The organism is Lentzea miocenica (assembly GCF_033949945.1).
GTDB classification, from domain to species: Bacteria; Actinomycetota; Actinomycetes; order Mycobacteriales; family Pseudonocardiaceae; genus Lentzea; species Lentzea miocenica.
In genome coordinates this window covers 170,965-190,103 of the sequence record NZ_JAXAVW010000002.1, presented here as the reverse complement: position 1 = coordinate 190,103, position 19,139 = coordinate 170,965, and the positions used below count along the sequence as shown (strand labels likewise).

Below are 19,139 nucleotides of genomic sequence, written 5' to 3'. Positions count from 1 at the left end.
CGGCCTCCATTTAGCAACAGGTTGTTGCGTTAACGTAGCACGAAGGTCATCGCGGCTCCAGGACACAGGTCGCCAGTTCGTTCATCGCGGTGTCGATGCCGATGTCGACTACCTTGCGCAGCAGGTCCGGACGGCGTTCGGTGCGGCCGACCCGCAGGCTGCCGAGCGGTGGGCGGATCTGCAGGCAGGCGGGGCGGGACGCGAGAACCTCTTCCTCCTCGATCCTGCCTTCCCTGCGGCGCAACCACGTCTCGACGACACCCGGCGCGTGCCGGGCGAACCAGCGCGACAGCACCATCCGTTCGCTACGAGACGGCGCCATGGGAACCTCGTCGGCCCGCACGGTGCGCAGGACGACGATGTGCGTGGCCTTCTGGGCGATCGCCGACCGCACCGGCACCATCTCGCTCATGCCGGCGTCGACGTACGGACGGCCGTCGATCATCACCGGTGGTCCGGCGAGCAGTGGCATCGCGGTCGACGCCCGCAGCGCGGCCTGCAGGCTCGGGACGTCGTGGATCCGGCCGAACAGGTCGGCGGATTCGCCGGTGAGGGCGTCCGTGGCCATCGGGTGGAACTCGACCGGATTGTCCAGGATGTCCTGGAAGCCCATCGGCATGACCTCGGTGTAGATGGTGTGCACGAGATGCCTCGTGTCCACGACCGGTTGCCGGCGGAAGGCGCGCATCGGGTTGATCGTGGACCGCATGACGGCCGGATCCCACCACGCGTGCTTGCTGCTGTCCGCGCGGCCGCACAACAACCACGCGGCGTTCAGCGACCCCGCCGAACTGCCGTAGACAGCGTCGAACATGGGCAGCAGCCCGAGCCGTTCGATCGCGACGGTCATGCCGCTCGAGTAGGCACCGCGCGAGCTTCCGCCTTCGATCAGCAACACCAGGCGGGCGTCGTCAGTGCGCTGTCCTGGCGTGGTTTGGTGCTGTTTGCGGTCACGCAGCAGCTGGAGCACGTCGTCAGTCACACAGTCGAGTGAACGTCACGCGGCCGCTCGCCGCTACCGGATTGCCCACTCCTGCTAGCGTGGAAGTGGAGATCATCGAAGAGGAGCTCGACGTGCTGGTGGGTGAAGACGACATCTCAGGGTGAGCCCTGGATGTGACAGGCCATCGAACCCGATGGCCGTCTTGTCGTCCCCTTGTCCACTCGCGCCGCGACTGGTCGCGCGCAGGCACATCCCGAGGTCTCACCCATGTCCATCGTCCTGTCGAACCTGTCGTTCGCCTGGCCGGACAACACCCCTGTGTTCGACGGCCTGTCCGCCACCGTGCCGGACGGCCGCACCGGTCTGGTCGCCCCCAACGGCGCCGGCAAGTCGACGCTGCTCAAGCTCGCGGCCGGAGCGCTGACGCCGAACGACGGCAGCGTGTCCGTCGACGGCGTGCTCGGCTATCTCCCGCAGGACCTGCCGCTCACCGCCGAGCTGACCGTCGCCGAGGTGCTCGGCGTCGCGGCGGTGCTGAGCGCGATCAAGGCCGTCGAGTCCGGTGACGCCGGCGAGGAGCACTTCACCACCATCGGCAACGACTGGGACCTCGAGGAACGCACTCGCGCCCAGCTCGACCGGCTGGGGCTCGGCGACCTCGCGCTCGACCGGGTGCTCGGCAGGCTGAGCGGCGGTCAGATCGTGTCGCTGGGGCTCGCGGCGCAGTTGTTGAAGCAGCCGGACGTGCTGCTGCTCGACGAACCCACCAACAACCTCGACCTGGACGCGCGGCACAAGCTCTACGCCGTGCTCGACGACTGGCGCGGGTGCCTGCTCGTGGTGAGCCACGACCGGGCGTTGCTCGACCGGATGGACCGGATCGCCGAGCTCGACGGCGGCGAGATCCGCTTTTACGGCGGCAACTTCAGCGAGTACGAGCAGGCCGTGGAAGCCGAGCGCGAGGTGGCGGAGAAGAACATCCGCAGCGCCGAGCAGGAGGTCAAGCGCGAGAAGCGGGAGATGCAGCAGGCCCGCGAACGCGCCGCCCGCCGTGCGTCGAACGCCCAGCGCAACCTGTCCAACGCGGGTCTGCCGAAGATCTTCGCGGGCAACATGAAGCGCAACGCCGAGGTGTCCGCCGCCAAGGCCGACGGCACCCACGCCGCCCGGCTCAGCGCCGCGAAAACCCGGCTGGACAACGCCGAGCGCTCGTTGAAGGACGAGCAGAAGATCAGCCTGGAACTCCCGCAGACCGCCGTTCCCGCCGGCCGCACCTTGTTCGACGGCTCTGGCCTGCGGGTGCGGGACTTGTTCGACGGCCTGGACCTGACGATCCGCGGACCGGAACGGATCGCGCTGGCCGCCCCGAACGGCGCCGGCAAGTCGACGCTGCTGCGGGTGATCCACGGTTCGCTGACGCCGGACACCGGTGAGGTGAAACGAGCCGACGGCCGGGTCGCGTACCTGTCGCAGCGGCTGGACCTGCTCGACGACGGCCGCACGGTGGCGGAGAACCTGGCCGCGTTCGCCCCGGCGATGCCGCCCGCGGACCGGATGAACCTGTTGGCGCGCTTCCTGTTCCGCGGCGCGCGAGCCCATCTGGCGGTCGGCGTGCTGTCCGGTGGCGAGCGCCTGCGGGCCACGCTGGCGTGCATCCTGTTCGCCGAACCCGCGCCACGACTGCTGCTGCTCGACGAACCCACGAACAACCTCGACCTGGTCAGCGCCGGGCAGCTGGAGAGCGCGCTGAACGCGTACCGGGGCGCGTTCGTCGTCGTCAGCCACGACGAACGGTTCCTGAGCGAGGTGAAGATCGACCGCTGGCTGCGGCTGGACGGCGGCAAGCTGCTGGAGGCCGCTCGTGGGTGAGGCAGCCGCGGTCGGCGGCGAACACCTGCGTCTCGCCGCTGGAAGGGCGACCTGGCGGCTGCGGGAGGCCCCACGTGGCTGAAGCAGCCCTGATCGCCCACGAACTCGTCCGCACCTTCGGAGGGCGGCGCGTGCTCGACGGGGTGTCGCTCACCGCGGCACCCGGCCGGCGCATCGGCCTCATCGGCGAGAACGGCGCGGGCAAGTCGACGCTCCTCCGCCTGCTCGCTGGCGTCGACCAACCCGATGGCGGCACCGTGGAGCGGCCACCTGACCTGGGCTTTCTGCACCAGGAAATGCCCTACGCCGAGTCCGCGACCGTCGCTGACGTCCTCGACGACGCGCTCGCCGACGCACGCGAGGACCTCGCCGAACTCGACCGTCTCGCCGCCGTCATCGACGAGCAGCCGGACCTCTACGCCGAACGACTGGAGCTGGCCGAGCGGCACGAGGCCTGGGACGCGGACCGCCGGGCCGACATCGTCCTCGACGGACTCGGGCTTGGCGCTGTCACGAGGGATCGCACGCTCGGTTCGCTGTCCGGTGGCGAGCGCCGCAGGCTCGCGCTGGCCGCGCTCGTGGTCCGCAGGCCGTCGGCGTTGCTGCTGGACGAGCCGACCAACCACCTCGAAGATGCCGCGGCCGCGTTCCTGGAGGAACAGTTGCGCGGCCTGCCCGGCACCGTCGTGCTGGCGAGCCACGACCGGGCTTTCCTCGACGCCGTGTGCACGGACCTGGTCGACCTCGACCCGGCGGTCGACGGGCCCACCAGGTTCGGCGGCACGTACAGCGAGTACGTCACGCAGAAGCGCGCCGACCGCGACCGATGGGAACGCCGATACGAAGAAGAACAGGAGGAGCTCACCGAGCTGCGGGAGTCGCTCGGCCTGATCGGCGGTCGCGTCGCGCCGAACCGGGTGATGCGCGACAGCGACAAGATGGGCTACGGCGTGCGCGCGAACCGCGTGCAGAGCCAGATCTCCCGACGCGTCCGCAACGCCACGCGCCGGCTCGAAGATCTGGAGCGGCGCAGCGTGCCCGCTCCCCCGCGGCCGCTGAGTTTCCGGCCGCCGGGGCTGACGCCGACCGAGTTCTTGTTGTCACTGCGCGAAGTCGACGTTCCCGGACGGCTCCGGCTCGGCTTCCTGGACGTGCGCGACGGCGACCGGCTCCTCGTGACCGGCCCCAACGGCGCGGGCAAGTCGACGCTGCTGCTCGTCCTGGCCGGGCAGCTCGAAGCGGCGGGCGTGCGGCGGCATCCCGGTCTGCGGACCGGGTTGCTCGACCAGGACACCCGGTTCGCCAACCCGCGTCTCACCGCGCGGGGCACCTACGGCCGGGCGCTCGGTGCCGAACGGGTCGCGCAGGTGCCGTTGGAGTCGTTGGGACTGTTGCACCGGTGGGATCTGGGCAAGCCGGTCGGCACGTTGTCGGTCGGCCAGCAGCGGCGGCTCAAGCTCGCGTTGCTGGTGGCCGATCCACCGGACCTGCTGCTGCTCGACGAACCCACCAACCACTTTTCGCCGACGTTGTGCGACGAACTGGAGGCCGCGCTGGGGCCCGGACCAGGAGCGATCGTGCTGGCCAGCCACGACCGCTGGCTGAGGGCGCGCTGGCGGGGAGCGGAAATCTCCCTTCAGGCGAAAGCCATGTCGAAACGGAGCCGGCGGCTTCGACACCTCTGTGCAAGGAGAACAACCGATCTCCACGGAGGACAACCATGACCGGACAGCCGCCCATCGTCGACCTCGCCACCTGGCAGCAGGCTCGCGACGAGCTCCTGGTCCGCGAGAAGGCCCACACGCGTGAGGGCGACGCGATCGCCGCGGCCCGCCGCCGGCTGCCGATGGTCGAGTTCGACGGCAAGGTCGAGGTCGTCGGGGCCGGCGGGCCGGTGCCGTTCCTGGACCTGTTCCAGGGGCGCGACGAGCTCGTGGTCTACAAGCACATGTGGTGGGACGGCGCGCCACACCAGGGGCAGTGCGAGGGCTGCACCCACGTGCCATGGCACTTCGGCAACGCCGCATACCTCAACGCCCGCGGGGTCTCGTTCGCCTACCTGACCGCGGGCGCCTGGGAGGAGGTGGCCCCGTTCGTCGAGTTCATGGGCTACACGCAGCCCTGGTACTCGGTGCGCGGGGTGGAGGGGCCGGCCGGTGGGGACATGGGCTACCTCACCAGCTACCTGCGCGACGGTGATCGCGTGTTCCTCACCTACTCCACGACCGGGCGCGGTTGCGAACGGGTCAACGGGTCGCTGGCGCTGCTCGACCAGACCGTGCGCGGCCGGGGCGAGGACTGGGAGGACCACCCCGAGGGCTGGCCGGAGGCGAAGCCCGCCGGGTGGTTCTGGCGCACGGACGCCGACGGGAACTCGACGTGGGGCGAGACGGGCCGGCCGACGGCGCAGTGGACCAGGCCGGGGGCGACGCCGGAGAAGACCCTGGGGCGGCAGGGGCACTGCCACTGATCAGCTCGTGGCCGTGACGAGGACGCGGCGCAGTCCGTCGAAGTGCGACAGGACTCGCCGCGCCTCGTCCTGCATCGACCGCACGGCCGGGTCGTCAGGAGCGTCGACGGCGAGGGCTTCCTCCCACAGCTGCTTCTCGACGACCCGCCACTCCGGTTTCTCGACGACCTCGACGTCGGCGAACCCCGCCTCCGGCAGCTGCCTGGCCAGGTCCATCTCCCGCATCTTCGCCGGCAGCCGTTCGTCGGAGGGGTCGACCGGCTCCCAGCACGTGATCACCAACCGTCCACCGGGGACCAGCACCCGCCGGCACTCCCGCAACGCGGCCGGCTTCGGCGACGCGAACTGGATGGCGTCGACGACGAGCACCGCGTCGACGCACGCCGTGTGCAGGCCCGTGGCGGTCATCGAACCGACCCGGAAGTCGCCGCCGGTCCGCTGCCGCGCCTGTTCGATCGCGACGGCGGAGAAGTCCACCCCGACGAGCCGGCACCCGGTGCGGCGCATGACCTCCAGGCCGTACCCGCCGCGCCCGCACGCCAGGTCCAGCAACACCTGACCCGGCAGGAGACCCAGGGCCGCCACGACTTCGGCCAGCCCGGCGCCGCCGAGCAGGCTGGTCGACTCCAGGCCCGGCGGCAGGGCGAGCACGCGGTGCACGAGTTCATCGGCCACAGGGGACGCGACGCGATCGGCGTACCAGCGGTCGAAGCCCTCGGCACTCGTCATCCCCCGACGATGCCAGGTTGTGCGGTTGAACTCACCGGCAATCCCGGCGCGCTGTACCGTTCGGAACACCCTCCGCACCGCTTGTACTGGTTTTGATCGACATCTGGACCAAAGTATGACGGCGCGTTAGGCCCAGGTATGACGACTAGCGAGCGGCGTCGTCGTTATTGTCCGTTCCGGTGGTCGTCACCGCCACGTCACCTTTCCGCCGAAGGGACAGCCGCCTCATGAGGGACGTTCTGCAGTCAGCGACAGATGTCCGGTCGCGCGTGACCGGATGGATGGGGAAACGGTTCCTCGCGCATCTGAGCAAGACCGGGTTCGACCTCGGGTCGTCCTGGTTCGTACCCTCGCGCGTGCTGGCCCCGCTGCGGCGCAACGGCTTGAACCCCGTGCCCGAGCTCGCGCGGATGCAGGCCCACGGGCCGGTGACGCGGCTGCCGCTGCCGGTGACGGTGTGGCTGGTGACCGGCTACGAGGCGTCCAAGCAGGTGCTGGTCGACTCCGAGTCGTTCAGCAACGACTTCACCCACTTCAAGGAGATGGGCCTGTTCGCGGACGAGGCGCCGGGCGGGCTCGGGTTCAGCGACCCGCCGGAGCACACGCGGCTGCGCAAGGTGCTGACGCCGGAGTTCACCATGCGGCGGCTCTCGCGGCTCATCCCGCGGATCGAGGCGATCGTCACGGACCAGCTCGACCTGATGTCCATGAAGGACGGTCCGGTCGACCTCGTCGAGGACTTCGCCATGCCCGTGCCGGCGCTCACGATCTGCGAGCTGCTGGGCGTGCCCGCGAGCGAGCGCGAGGAGTTCCAGCGCCGCAGCGTGGCGCGGTTCGACCTGGGCGGTGCCGCCACGACCTCGCTGTCCGCCGTGTCGCAGTCGGTCGTCTACTTCCGCGAACTGGTCCGCACCCTGCGCAAGGCCCCCAACGACGGTCTGCTGGGCGAGCTCATCCGCAAGCACGGTGACGAGCTGGACGACGACGAACTGGCCGGTCTCGCCGACGGGCTGCTCACCGGCGGGTTCGAGACGACGGCCAGCATGATCTCGCTCGGCACGCTCGCGATGCTGCGCGACCCCGGTCTGTTCGGCCAGGTGCGCGACGACGACCAGGCCGTGGGCGGCGTGGTCGACGAACTGCTGCGCCACCAGTCCGTCGTGCAGGTGGCGTTCCTCCGCGTCGCCCGCAAGGACATCGACGTCGCCGGGACGAGAGTGCGCGCGGGAGACATCGTGGCGTGCTCGCTGTCCCAGGCGAACCGCGACCCTGGCGTCTACTCCTCGCCGGACGACATCTGCCCGGAACGGCAGGCCGGCCAGCACCTCGCGTTCGGTTATGGCGCTCACCGGTGCATCGGGGCCGAGCTGGCGAAGATGGAGCTGCGGATCGCTTACCCGGCGCTCGTGCGGCGCTTCCCGGAGATGAGGCTCGCGGTCGAACCGGGCGACCTGTCGTTCCGCAAGCTCTCCATCGTCTACGGGCTGCACTCGCTGCCGGTCCACCTCGGCGAGCACACCAGCCCGATCCTCTGACGGCTCGTCAGCCGGCGTCCACCGGGGTGCCGTACTCGTCGTGGCGACGCCACCACTGGTACGGCGCTTCCTGCGGACAGCCCTCCGGCGAGTCCTCCCAGTCCTCCTGGCGGCCGAGCGGGGTGAGGTCGAGCAGGCTCCACACGTTGCCGATCTGCTCCGCCGAGCGCGCGTTGGTGAAGTAGGTGCGGTAGACCTCGTCGCCGTCGCGGATGAAGACGTTGAGGCCGAAGTACTCGTCGACGCCGAAGTCCTTCGAGAAGTCGTCCCGCGTCGTGTACCAGGGCACCTCGTCCCAGCCCATGCGGTGCCGGTAGCGCTTCACGTCGTCCTGCGGAGCGGGCGAGACGAGCACGAACGTGGTGTCGCGGGCGTTGAGGTGGGCGAGGTGACCGAGGTTGTCGGTGAACATCGCACAGCCGCTGCAGCCGCCCTTGGGCCAGTCCGCGACCCCCGGCTCGAAGAAGTGCCGGTAGACGATCAACTGGCGCCGCCCGTCGAACAGGCCGGGCAGGCCGACCTGTCCCTCCGGCCCCTCGAACGCGTACTGCTTCTCCACCCGCACCCACGGCAGCCGGCGGCGTTCCGCTGCCAGTGCGTCCTTGGCGCGGGTGTGCTCCTTCTCCTTGCGCAGAAGCTCCTGGCGGGCCGCGTCCCATTCGTCCGCCGATACGACAGCCGGCATGTGCGAGCCGTACCCGTACCGCCGACCCGGCAAACTCCGCCGCTGGTCACTCACGGCTGCCGATGGTGTCGATCGGCTTGGCGCGCAACGACAACCGCGTGGACACGGCGATCGACACCACCCCCAGCAACGCCGCTCCGGCGAGCACGCCCAGGTACACCCAGACCCCTCCGGCGGGCAGCGGCACACCGGTGAAGCCGATCGCCAGCAACGTCAACGGAAGCGCGGCGACCAACGACCCCAGCGCCGCGGCGAGACCGACGGTCACCACCGCTTCCGCCCGCATCATCCGCACGACCTGACGACGTCCGGTGCCGACCAGACGCAGCAGGGCGAACTCACGTCGCCGCGCGGCCGTCGACATCACCAGCGTGTTCGACACCGAGATCGCGACGTACCCGAGGATCACGCCGACCGCCACGAGGTTGAGCAGGAACTGGGTCCGCTCATCACTCCGGTCCTGCACCGCCACGCTGCCGGTCACGGCCAAGCCGGGATAACGGCTGGTCAGCTCACGCAAGGCCGTTGCGTCGCCGGATTTCACCAGCACGGCGCTGTCCATCCCCGCAGTGGTGTGAGCACGGGCGTCGGCGGCAGACAGCACGTGGTCGCCGAACGCGAGGTCGTGGTCGTAAGTCGCGATCACCCGCAGCTTGGCGGGCTGACCGTCGGCGAACCAGAACTCGACGGTGTCACCGACCTTCTTGTCCTCCCACCTGGCGTGGGCGTCGCTCAACGCCACCGTGCCCGTGGTGAGGTCCTTGAGATCGCCCGTGACGACATCGAGGTCGACCGCGCCGCCTGCCGTCGCGTCGAGGCCGTTGGCCGGGCCGCGGTTCACCTCGACGGTGTCGCCGGTCTTGCTGGCGGTGATCACCTGCGTGCGCACCAACGACGTCGCGGTCACGCCCGGCATCCGCCGCACGGCGTCGGCGACCTCGGCAGGCACGCCCGCCACACCGGTGATGACGTGGTCCGCCGTGATCGATCGGGTCGTCTCCTGCCGCACGGCCGCGGTGAAGGTGGTCTGGCTGTAGTAGTTGACCACCGCGAACCCGATGGCGAGCATCAACGGCGTCACCGCGGCCGCCAGCCGCCGGGAGTTCTTGAGGACGTTCGCGGACGCCAGGTAGCCGCTCACGCCGGAGAACCTGCTCAGCGCCGGTGCGATCAGCCGGACCGCGCCGCCGATCACCCTCGGCCCGGCCAGCGACAGGCCGATGATCAGCACCAGCGTCGCCATCACCGACATCGCCGCGCCGAGTTGACCGCGGATGAACAACGGCAGCGTGGTCGCCACGGCGCCGATCGCCATCAGGACGTACCCGATGGTCAGGCGGATCCGGCCGACGTCCTCGCGTTGCACCGCAGCCTCCCCCAGCGCCTCGACGGGGTTGATCGAGGACGGGCGCCGCGACGCGCTCCAGGCTGCCAGGCGGGCCGCGCCGATGCCGATCAGCAGGGCGGCGACCAGCGGTAGCGGGCTGATCGAGAGCTCGAAGTCGGCCGGGACCACGCCGATGTTCGCGAAGGCGTCGCGCAGCCCGTGGCCGACCGCGATGCCCAGGAGACTGCCGATCACGCCGGCGATCACGGACACCACCGTCGTCTCGACGCCGATCAGCTTGCGAACCTGCCTCGGTGTCGCGCCGACGGCCCGCAGCAGGGCGAACTCGCGGCGGCGTTGCTCGACGGTCAGGGCGAGCGTGCTGGCCACGACGAAGATCGCGACCAGGACCGCGTAGCCGCCGAACGAGCCGGCGAGGATCGCCAGGATCGCCTTGGTCTGGCTGACGTCGTCGAACTCGGCCGCGCTGCGGTCTGCTCCCGTCGACACCGTGACGTGGTCGGCGGCGAGGACGTCCTCGATCCGATCAGCGACATCGCCGCTGGTCAGGACACCGATCGCGCTGAGCTGGCCGGACCGGCCGGCGAGGTCGGCCGCCGTGGCGGCGCTGAAGAACAGCGTCGCCTGGCGGTTTCCCCTTCCCTCGACAACGCCGCTCACGCGATAGCTCACCGGGGCGGACCGGGTCATGATCCGCACCTGGTCACCCGGCGCCACGCCCGCCTGCTCGGCCAGTCCCGAGTCGAGCACCACCTCGTCGTTGGTCCGCGGCTCACTGCCCGCCTTCAGCGTGAACGGCGCGAGCACGGCCGACTCCCAGTTGTGGCCGAGCGACGGCTTGTCAACGAGCGCCTGCCCGTCCGGCCCCACCACGACGGCGGGGAACGTCCGCTCGGGCACCGCGGCCGTCACCCCCGGCACCTGGGCGATCTTGGCGACCAGCGCGGAGGGAATGGCCGGCTGTTCGGCCGCGTGCTCGAACGCCAGCACGTCGCCACCTGGCGGGCGCACCGTCCGATCGCCGGTGACGACCACGTCAGCGGCCGCATAGCGCTGGGTCGGCACGCCGCCGCGAAACCCGGACTCCATGAGGATGCCGCAGGCCGCGACGAGCGCGGTCCCGCAGAGGATGGCGACGAAAGCGCCGATGAACCCGCTGGTGCGGGCCTTGACGGTCTGCCAGGCAAGATCCAGCATCGCTTACCACTCCCCCAGGTGCGTCATGCGCTCGGCGACCTTCTCCGGCGTCGGTCCGTGCAACTCACCGGCGAGCCGTCCGTCGGCCAGGAACAGGACGCTGTGCGCCGCGGAGGCGGCGACCGGGTCGTGCGTGACCATCAGCACGGTCTGCCCCATTTCGTCCACAACGGACCGCAGGAGCGTCAGGACCTGATGCGCGGTCCGGGAGTCCAGGGCGCCGGTCGGTTCGTCGGCCAGCACCACCTCGGGCCGGGCGACCAGTGCCCGCGCGATCGCGACCCGTTGCTGCTGACCACCGGACAGCTCGGACGGGTGCCGGTCGAGCAGGTCGGCCAGCCCAACCCGGTCGACGACCTCGCGCAGCCAGCCCTTGTCGGCCGAACGCCCGGCCAGCCGCAGCGGCAACGTGATGTTCTGCCGCACGGTCAGCGACGGCAGCAGGTTGTAGGCCTGGAAGACGAATCCGATCCGGTCGCGCCGGATCTCGGTCAGCCTGGCCTCCTTCAGCCTGCCGAGGTCGGTCTCGCCGAGCAGCACGCGGCCGGACGTCGGCCGGTCCATGCCCGACGCGCAGTGCAGGAAGGTGCTCTTGCCCGAGCCGGAAGGTCCCATCACCGCGGTGAAGGTGCCCCGCCGGATGTCGACGGTCACCTCGTCCAGCGCGGTGACGGCGCCCCCACCAGAGCCGTACACCTTCCGCACCGCCTGCAGCGACAGCGCGTCTGCCCTCATCACGTTCTCCTTGGCTCGCAACGACTTCTGCGAAGAACGTAATTTCGGGGACCACGAAGATCGATCACGCAGGCTGCCCGGACCGAGGTAGAGCCTGCTCCACCCCGAGGGCGGCTTCGTCGGGCCGGACAGATCCGGACCCGCAGTTTCGTCGGCCACGACGAGGTGGCCGCCGGGGCGCCGAACCTAGCGTTGGCCGCGACCGGAGTCACGTCGAGGTGGATGAGGCGCGGATGTCCAAGCTGAGCGAGATCAACGACTGGCTGCAGCAGAACCTGCCGAGGCTGGTGGCCGAGTACGAGGTGCCGGGCGCCACCGTGGCCGTCACCGTCGGCGACGAGGTGGCCGAGGCCGCCGCCGGGGTGCTGAACAAGAACACCGGCGTGGAGACGACGACCGACTCGCTGTTCCAGATCGGGTCGATCACCAAGGTCTGGACGACGACGCTCGCGATGCAGCTCGTCGACGAGAACCTGCTCGACCTCGACGCGCCGGTGCGCGACTACCTGCCCGGCTTCCGGGTGGCCGACGAGGACGCCGCCGCCCGCATGACCGTGCGGCAGCTGATGTGCCACACGGCGGGCTTCGAGGGTGACCTGTTCACCGACACCGGCCGCGGTGACGACTGCGTGGAGAAGTACGTCGCCACGTTGCACGACACTCCCCAGCTGTTCGCGCCCGGCGAGATGTTCAGCTACAACAACGCCGGCTACTGCGTGCTCGGCCGGATCGTCGAGGTCATGCGCGGCAAGTCGTACGACGACTGCCTGCGCGAGCACCTGTTCGCGCCGCTCGGACTCACCCGTGCGGCGGCCGACGCCTACGAGGCGATCATGTTCCGCGCGGCCGTCGGGCACCTCACCCCGGACCCCGAGGCCGGGCCGCAGGTGGCGCCGGTCTGGGCGCTGGTCCGGTCGAACGCACCGGCCGGGTCGATGCTCGCGATGTCGGCGCGCGACCTGCTCACGTTCGCGCGGATGCACATGAGCGGCGGCGCTGACGTGCTCTCGCCGGAGAGCGCGGCGGCGATGCAGCAGGTTCAGTCGCAGGTGCCGGACCTGGCGCTGATGGGCGACGCGTGGGGCCTGGGCTGGGAGCTGTTCCACTATCCACAGGGGACGGTCATCGGCCACGACGGCGGCACGATCGGGCAGAACGCGTTCCTGCGGCTGGTGCCGGAGCACGGTGTCGCGGTCGCCTTGCTGACCAACGGTGGCAAGACCGTCGACCTGTACCAGGAGGTCTTCCGGCACGTGCTGCGCGAGCTCACCGGCGTCGAGCTGCCCGCGATGCCCGAACCCGCCGCAGCACCGAAACCGTTGGACGGCAAGCGGTTCGAGGGCGTCTACGTGTCGGCGGTCGGCGAGCGGATCGTCACGCAGGACGCGGACGGCCGGATCTGGATGGAGACCGTGCCGAAGGGGATCATGGCCGAGCTCAGCCCGGAGTCCGCCGGCAGGACCGAGCTGGTGCCGTGGCGCGACGACACGCTCGTCGCCGCGGAACCGGTGCTCGGCATCCACATGCCGCACGCGTTCGTCGGTGACGACGGCCAGGGCCGTGCCCTGTTTCTGCACACCGGTCGTGCGGACCGGCGGGTCGCCCGGTGACCCCGGAGATGTTGACCGACGTGTTCGCCGAGGCGGGCGCGGAAGGATCCGTGCACGCCCGCGAGATCGGGACGGACCACGAGTTCGCCTTCGGTGCCGACGACCAGGTCGTGCTGGCATCGGTGTTCAAGATCCCGGTCGCCGTCGCGTACGCCGCCGAGGTGGCCGCGGGACGGCTGGACCCGGCCGAGCGGACGCGGGTCACCTCCCACTACCGGATCGGCGGGATCGGCACCGCGGGGTGTGCCGACGACGTCGAGATGAGCTGGCGCGACCTCGCGTTGTTCATGATGACGATGAGCGACAACGCGGCGACGGACGTGATCTTCCACCGCGTAGGCCAGGCCGCCGTCGACAAGGTGCTCTCGAACCTCGGCCTGCACCGCACCCGCATCCTGGGTTGCTGCGAGGACCTCTTCGCGTCGATGTCCGTCGACCTCGCCATGACCCCGCTGGAGGCCGAGGAAGCACTCGGGGCTCCCACCTGGGATCTGATCCACAAGATGGCCATTGTGGACCCCGAGCGCACGACTTCCTCGACACCGAGGGAGATCACCACGCTGCTGGAAGCCATCTGGACCGACCGCGCGACCGTTCCCGAGGCGTGCGAACGGGTTCGGTCGATCATGGCCCAGCAGGTCTGGCCGCACCGGCTCAGTTCCGGCTTCCCCGCCGACGTCCAGGTCGCCGCCAAGACCGGCACGCTTCCGAGCGTGCGCAACGAGGCCGGCGTCGTCACCTACCCGGACGGCCGCAGCTACGCGGTCGCCGTGTTCACCCGCGCCAAGTCGCTCGACCTCAGGCAACCCGCCGTCGACGCGGTCATCGGCCGCGCCGGACGCCTCGCCGTCGACCACCTCCGGAGCACGCCATGAAACGCACCGCCGTAGTCGTGTCGATCGCCCTCGTCGCCGCCGGATGCGGCGCCTCCGGCAGTTCCGAGTCGGGCGCTCTGGCCGACGGCAAGACGTTCACCATGTCGATCGGCCAGGATCCGGGCACCCTCGATCCCGCGATCACCGTCCTGTCCGCGGCCCGCTGGGTCGGCCGGTTCCTCTACGCCAGGCTGATCGAGCGCAACGAGAAGGGCGAGATCGCCGCCGGTCTCGCGGAGAAGTGGGAAGCCAGCACCACGACGGCGACCTTCACCGTGCGCAAGGGCGTCACCTGCTCCGACGGCACGCCGCTCACCGCCGCCGACGTCGCCGCCAACATCACGTTCGTCGGCGACCCGAAGAACAAGTCGCCGCTGGCCGGAGTCCAGGTCGTCCCCGGCACCTCGGCGACCGCGGACGAGGCGACCCGCACCGTCACCGTGACCAGCGGCGCACCGGACGCGTTCCTGCTGACCAACGTCGGCACGCTGCCGATCGTGTGCGCCAAGGGCATGAGCGACCGCGCGTTGCTGGCCAAGGGCGAGCAGGGCACCGGCATGTTCACGATGTCCGAGATCGTGCCGAACGACCACTACACCCTCACGCGGCGCAAGGACTTCGCGTGGGGACCCGGCGACTGGCAGCAGAACCAGCAGGGCCTGCCGGACAAGGTCGTGGTCCGGGTGATCGCGAACGAGACGACGGCGGTGAACCTGCTGCTGTCCGGGCAACTCACCGCGGCGACGGTGGCGGGACCGGACCAGGAACGCCTGCTCGCGCAGAAGGTTGATCACGTCGACTACGCGACACCGTTGGGAGTGCTGGCGTTCAACCAGTCCTCCGGCCATCCCGGCCAGGACCCGGCGGTGCGCCGCGCACTCGTGCAGGCACTCGACCTCGCGCAGGTGGGCAAGGTGCTGACCAACGGCAAGGGCAGGCCGTCCAAGAGTCTGGTGACCATCGAACCCCGGCCCTGCACCGGCGACAACGTCACGCCGAACCTGCCGGGCTTCGACAAGGCCGCCGCGGCCGCCGCTCTGGACACCGCCGGCTGGCGGGCCGGACCAGATGGCACGCGGGCCAAGGACGGCAAACCGCTGTCCGTCAAACTGCTCCAGCCGACCGTCCTCGGCCCGACGCTCACCGCGGGAGCCGAGCTGATCCAGCAGGCGTGGCAGGGCATCGGCGTCAAGGTGGAGATCCAGCCCGTCGACTCGGCCGGCGTCAACCAGTCGCTGTTCGGCACCGGCGCGTGGGACGTCTCGATGGCGCCCCTGACGCTCTCGCTGCCGAGCCAGCTGGTGCCGTTCGCGTCCGGCGCGGTGCCGCCGGACGGCGTGAACTTCGGCCACGTCACCAATCCGACGTTCGAGTCGGAGTCCAGGCAGGCCGCCACGATGGCGGGCTCGGCAGGGTGCGAGCACTGGGGCAAGGCCGAGGCCGCCCTGGTCAAGGACACCAGTTTCGTGCCGTACTTCGACACGCTGGTCCCGACCTTCGTCAAGGGCGCCCGTTTCACCGTGAGCGAGGGACCCGACCCGACGTCGATCCGGATGTTCGCCTCGTGAGCACCTGGCTGCCGTTCGCCCGGCGTCGGTCGGTGCGGTTCCTGACCTCGCTCTGGGTGCTGGTGACCGCGGCGTTCCTGATGATCCACCTGATCCCCGGCGACCCGGTGCGCGAGTCCCTGGGCCTCACCGCACCACCCGACCTGGTCGCCGCCCGCCGCGCCGCACTGGGTCTCGACGACCCGTTGCCGGTGCAGTACTGGCACTACCTGACGGGCCTGTTCCGCGGCGAGTTCGGCACCTCCCTGGTCAGCGGCGTCCCGGTCGGCGACCTGATCGGCGACCGGCTGCCCGCGACGGTGCAGCTCGCGGTGCTCGCCTTCCTGGTCGTGATCGTGATCGCCGTGCCGGTGGGTGTCGTGATGGCGGTGCTGACCCGCGGCGGCCGCCGGCGCGGCGGCGAGCTCGCGTTCACGTCGTTCAGCGTCGTGTTCGCGGCGATCCCGGAGTTCCTGCTCGCCGTCGGGCTGGTGAGCCTGTTCGCGGTGCAGCTCGGGCTGTTCCCCGTGGCGGGCAACGACTCCGCCGGCTCGTGGGTGCTGCCGGTGCTCGCCCTGGCGATCGGCCCGGCCGCGGTGCTGGCCCGGATCGTGCGGGTCGAGCTGCTTTCCGTGCTGGGCAACGACTTCGTCCGGACCGCACGGGCCAAGCGGTTGCCGTCGCGGCTGGTGTACGCGCGGCACGCGCTGCCGAACGCCGTCACCGCGACTTTGACGTTGGGCGGCATGATGCTCGCCGCTCTGGTCGCGGGGACTGTGCTGGTGGAGAACGTGTTCGCGTGGCCTGGGTTGGGGTCGACGATCGTGGGGTCGATCCAGCAGAAGGACTACCCGGCGGTGCAGGGGATCGTGCTGGTGTACGGGGCCGGGGTGCTGCTGGTGAACCTGGTGGTGGACGTGGTGCTGGCGCTGCTCGATCCTCGTTCGACGATCAGGGAGGCGTGATGCGAGCTCTCCGCACCCCTGTCGGCGCCGCGTCCGCCGTCCTGCTCACCGTCCTGGTGGCGCTGGCGTTGTTCGCCCCTCTCCTCTGGGGCGACCGCGCCGCCGCCATCGACACGGACGCGTTGCAGCAGGGCCCCTCCGCCGACCACCTGCTCGGCACCGACTCCCTCGGCCGCGACATCTTCTACCGGGTGCTGGTGGCGACCCGGCTGACGATCGGGTTCGCGCTGCTCGCCACGCTGATCGGCGTCACGACCGGCATCGTTCTCGGCGCGGCGCCGGCCGTGCTGCCCCGCCTGGCCGGCCGGCTGGTCACCTCGGTGGTGAACATCGCCGTGGCGTTTCCCGGGCTGTTGCTGGCGTTGTTCTTCGCGGTCATCTTCGGGGCCGGTACGAAAGGCGCGGTGCTCGCCATCGCGTTCGCCATCGCGCCGTCGTTCGCCCGGCTCACCCAGACCCTGACCGCGTCGGTCAGCGGGCGGGACTACATCGCCGCCGCTCGGGTGTGCGGGGTTGGCCGGTTCCGATTGCTGACACGGCACGTGCTGCCGAACATCGCCGAACCGCTGGTGATCAACGCGACCATGGCGGCGGGCTCGGCACTGATCGCACTCGCCGGGCTGTCGTTCCTGGGCATCGGGGTGCAGGCGCCTTCGTACGACTGGGGACGGCTGCTCGGTGAGGGGCTCAACCGGATCTACGTGACGCCCGCGCCGGCACTGGGAGCCGCTGTCGCCGTGGTGGTGGCCGGGCTGGCGTTCAACCTGTTCGGTGAGGCCGCCGCGGCCGCCGCTGGTGATCGGCAGCAGGCCAGGCCCAGGTCGCTGCCGCCGCGGGAGTCCACTGTGGATTCCGGAGGCGGTGACGACGGGGTGCTGACCGTGCGGAACCTGCGGGTGGCGTTTCCCGGGGCCGCCGGGTGGGTCACGCCGGTGCGCGGGGTGTCGTTCACGGTGCGGCAGGGCGAGATGATCGGGGTGGTCGGCGAGTCGGGGTCGGGCAAGAGTCTCACGGCGCTGGCGGTGTCGCGGCTGGTCGAGCGTCCCGGGGTGGTGACGGCCGATCGGCTGGAGTTCGGCGGGAAGCCGTTGCTCGGGACATCTGATCGGGAGCTGGGGACGTCGCTGGCGATGGTGTTCCAGGATCCGATGACGTCGTTCAACCCGACCAGTCGTGTCGGACGGCAGCTGGCCGAGGTTTCCGAGGTGCACCACGGGTTGTCGCGCAAGGCGGCCTTCGAGCGCGCGGTGGACCGGCTCAAGGCGGTGCGGATTCCGTCGGCGGCCAAGCGGGCTCGGCAGTACCCGCACGAGTTCTCCGGCGGGATGCGGCAGCGGGCGATGATCGCGATGGGGTTGATGGGCGAGCCTCGGCTGGTGATCGCGGACGAGCCGACCACGGCGCTGGATGTCACCGTGCAGCGGGAGGTGTTGCGCTTGCTGGCTCGGATCAGGGCGGAGCGGTCGGCGGCGGTGTTGCTGATCAGCCACGACATCACCGTTGTCGCGCAGACGTGCGATCGGGTGCTGGTGATGTACGCGGGGCGGATCGTCGAGGAGTTGCCGATCGACGAGTTGTTCACGTCGGCCCGGCATCCGTACACGACGGCGCTGCTCGCCGCGGTGCCCGACCTGGACACGGATCGGGAGGCGCCGCTCGCGGTGATTCCCGGACGGCCGCCGGAGCCCGGCGAGATCGAGGCGGGCTGCCCGTTCGCGCCGCGGTGCCCGCTGGCGCACGAGAGGTGCCGGCAGGAGCCCGAGCTGATCGCGGTGGACGACGGGCATCGGGTGGCGTGCTGGCGGATGGAGGCGGAACTGGTGGACGCCGCGGTGGGAGCGCCGGAAGCACGCCAGACCGGTGAAACACAACGGGCATCGGGGCCGAGCGACGGAGGATCCGATGAGTGAGCTGAGGTTCGAGAGCGTCAGCCTGCACTACGGCGCACTGCGGGCCGTCGACGACGTCAGCCTGACCGTGCCTTCTGGCCAGGTCGTGGGGCTGGTCGGTGAGTCGGGGTCCGGCAAGTCGACGCTCGCCGCCGCGGCGGTCGGTCTCGTCCCGCCCACCGGCGGCCGCGTCCTCCTCGACGGTGCCGACGTCCAACGGCTGCGACCACGGGATCGCCGGCTGCAGATGGTGTTCCAGGACCCGTACTCGTCGCTCGACCCGAGGATGCGCATCGGCCAGTCGATCGCCGAGGCGATGCCGAGGGGCACAGACCGCAAGGCAGAGGTCGCGAGGCTGCTCGAACTGGTCAACCTCGACCCCGGCCGCGCCACCTCGCTGCCCTCACGGCTGTCCGGCGGGCAGCGGCAACGGGTCGCACTGGCCCGCGCGCTCGCCGGGCAGCCGAAGGTGATCATCGCGGACGAGATCACGTCCGCGCTCGACGTGTCCGTGCAGGGCGCCGTGCTGAACCTGGTGCGGGACCTGCAACGGCAACTCGGGCTGTCGATGCTGTTCATCTCGCACAACCTCGCCGTCGTGCGGTACGTGAGCGACCGCATCGCGGTGATGCAGAACGGCAAGATCGTGGAAGAGGGGCCGGCCGAGCAGGTGCTCACCGACCCGCGGCACCCGTACACGCGAGAGCTGCTCGATGCCGCACCACAGCGGCACACCAGGCTG

General features: G+C 70.5%; 14 protein-coding genes and 1 pseudogene. 10 read left to right on the top strand and 5 right to left on the bottom strand.

Features of this window, described 5'->3' with window-relative positions:
• Window positions 1-46 precede the first annotated feature (46 nt).
• Window positions 47-982, bottom strand: a complete 936-nt coding sequence (locus tag SK803_RS03240; RefSeq protein WP_319964207.1) for a patatin-like phospholipase family protein — start codon at window positions 980-982, stop codon at window positions 47-49.
• 228 nt (window positions 983-1,210) lie between these two features.
• On the opposite strand from SK803_RS03240, the gene SK803_RS03235 reads away from it, so the two are divergent.
• The 3 genes from SK803_RS03235 (at window position 1,211) to SK803_RS03225 (ending at window position 5,282) form a co-directional block, all read left to right on the top strand.
• Window positions 1,211-2,812, top strand: coding sequence for an ABC-F family ATP-binding cassette domain-containing protein (locus tag SK803_RS03235; RefSeq protein ID WP_319964206.1), 1,602 nt, complete (start codon window positions 1,211-1,213; stop codon window positions 2,810-2,812).
• Window positions 2,813-2,886: 74 nt separating this feature from the next.
• Window positions 2,887-4,536, top strand: a complete 1,650-nt coding sequence (locus SK803_RS03230; RefSeq protein ID WP_319964205.1) for an ABC-F family ATP-binding cassette domain-containing protein — start codon at window positions 2,887-2,889, stop codon at window positions 4,534-4,536.
• Entirely contained in the window at window positions 4,533-5,282 is a 750-nt protein-coding gene (locus SK803_RS03225; RefSeq protein WP_319964204.1) for a DUF899 family protein, read from the top strand. The genes SK803_RS03230 and SK803_RS03225 overlap by 4 nt, the downstream gene beginning before the upstream one ends.
• Here SK803_RS03225 and SK803_RS03220 read toward each other — a convergent pair whose 3' ends face one another.
• A complete protein-coding gene (locus SK803_RS03220; RefSeq protein ID WP_319964203.1) occupies window positions 5,283-6,011 on the bottom strand; it encodes a class I SAM-dependent methyltransferase in 729 nt (242 codons plus the stop codon).
• A 281-nt stretch (window positions 6,012-6,292) separates the two neighbouring features.
• On the opposite strand from SK803_RS03220, the gene SK803_RS03215 reads away from it, so the two are divergent.
• Window positions 6,293-7,546 carry a cytochrome P450 gene (locus tag SK803_RS03215; RefSeq protein WP_319964202.1) on the top strand — a complete coding sequence of 418 codons (1,254 nt, stop codon included), beginning with the start codon at window positions 6,293-6,295 and terminating at the stop codon, window positions 7,544-7,546.
• Window positions 7,547-7,553: 7 nt separating this feature from the next.
• Here the strand turns inward: SK803_RS03215 and SK803_RS03210 are convergent, their stop codons facing one another.
• The 3 genes from SK803_RS03210 to SK803_RS03200 are packed head-to-tail and all read right to left on the bottom strand — an operon-like array spanning window position 7,554 to window position 11,511.
• Window positions 7,554-8,231, bottom strand: a complete 678-nt coding sequence (locus tag SK803_RS03210; RefSeq protein WP_319964201.1) for a DUF899 domain-containing protein — start codon at window positions 8,229-8,231, stop codon at window positions 7,554-7,556.
• A gap of 46 nt (window positions 8,232-8,277) precedes the next feature.
• Window positions 8,278-10,776: an FtsX-like permease family protein gene (locus SK803_RS03205; RefSeq protein WP_319964200.1), complete on the bottom strand. Its 2,499-nt coding sequence runs from the start codon at window positions 10,774-10,776 to the stop codon at window positions 8,278-8,280.
• Window positions 10,777-10,779: 3 nt separating this feature from the next.
• Window positions 10,780-11,511: an ABC transporter ATP-binding protein gene (locus tag SK803_RS03200; RefSeq protein WP_319964199.1), complete on the bottom strand. Its 732-nt coding sequence runs from the start codon at window positions 11,509-11,511 to the stop codon at window positions 10,780-10,782.
• Between the two features lie 233 nt (window positions 11,512-11,744).
• On the opposite strand from SK803_RS03200, the gene SK803_RS03195 reads away from it, so the two are divergent.
• The 6 genes and pseudogenes from SK803_RS03195 to SK803_RS03170 form a co-directional block, all read left to right on the top strand.
• The gene (locus SK803_RS03195) at window positions 11,745-13,121 is read left to right on the top strand and encodes a serine hydrolase domain-containing protein (RefSeq protein WP_319964198.1); all 1,377 of its coding nucleotides are present in this window, start codon (window positions 11,745-11,747) and stop codon (window positions 13,119-13,121) included.
• Window positions 13,122-13,129: 8 nt separating this feature from the next.
• Window positions 13,130-13,996: a serine hydrolase gene (locus SK803_RS03190; protein WP_319964365.1), complete on the top strand. Its 867-nt coding sequence runs from the start codon at window positions 13,130-13,132 to the stop codon at window positions 13,994-13,996.
• Complete coding sequence (locus SK803_RS03185) at window positions 13,993-15,564, top strand: ABC transporter substrate-binding protein (protein ID WP_319964197.1); 1,572 nt, start codon at window positions 13,993-13,995, stop codon at window positions 15,562-15,564. The genes SK803_RS03190 and SK803_RS03185 overlap by 4 nt, the downstream gene beginning before the upstream one ends.
• The gene (locus tag SK803_RS03180; protein WP_319964196.1) at window positions 15,561-16,508 is read left to right on the top strand and encodes an ABC transporter permease; all 948 of its coding nucleotides are present in this window, start codon (window positions 15,561-15,563) and stop codon (window positions 16,506-16,508) included. Before SK803_RS03185 ends, SK803_RS03180 begins: the two co-directional genes overlap by 4 nt.
• Complete coding sequence (locus SK803_RS03175) at window positions 16,508-18,418, top strand: dipeptide/oligopeptide/nickel ABC transporter permease/ATP-binding protein (RefSeq protein WP_319964195.1); 1,911 nt, start codon at window positions 16,508-16,510, stop codon at window positions 18,416-18,418. Before SK803_RS03180 ends, SK803_RS03175 begins: the two co-directional genes overlap by 1 nt.
• Window positions 18,411-19,139 (top strand): annotated as a pseudogene (locus tag SK803_RS03170) (ABC transporter ATP-binding protein); the annotation flags it as partial. The gene SK803_RS03175 and the pseudogene SK803_RS03170, both read left to right, overlap by 8 nt.